The organism is Dellaglioa sp. CoH-55-MRSF-8, from assembly GCF_056782195.1.
The window spans coordinates 1-372 of sequence record NZ_JBXAYH010000108.1 but is presented as its reverse complement, the minus strand read 5'-3'; the positions used below and the strand labels follow the sequence as shown (position 1 = coordinate 372).

General features: G+C 61.8%; 1 protein-coding gene. It reads right to left on the bottom strand.

Translation table 11 applies throughout. The features are described 5' to 3' along the window. Window positions 1–108: 108 nt before the first annotated feature. Window positions 109–372, bottom strand: a 264-nt coding sequence (locus AC1RPW_RS08130; RefSeq protein ID WP_481769460.1) for a hypothetical protein, incomplete at its 5' end; no start/stop codon positions are given.

Here is a 372-nt window from a genome sequence, read left to right as displayed (position 1 = left end):
CATATACCCAGAAAAGTGGCATCGGCTTATCGAACCCGAGCAGGGCCGCGACGGCTTCGGCGGTCTGGGGCGTCAATTGGTCATGCAGGGTTTTCGCGTTCATATTCGTTACTCCTTATCCATCATTGCGAGTCGCGACCGAATCCACGATAGACGCTCGCTCGTTGCGGTTTCAGTGAAAAACACCCAGCCCGCCCCGCGCGGTTCGCACGGCGTGCCGTTGATTGCACCATAAGCGGCGCACACGTCGGCGGGGCGGTTCGCATGCAAAAGCCTGTAGCCGTAGACGGTACAGGCCGCGCCGCTTGCGTCAGGGCCGCGAGCCCATAGCAGGGCCTTACGGGCTTCTGTCGTGACACCCCCAGCCGTCAC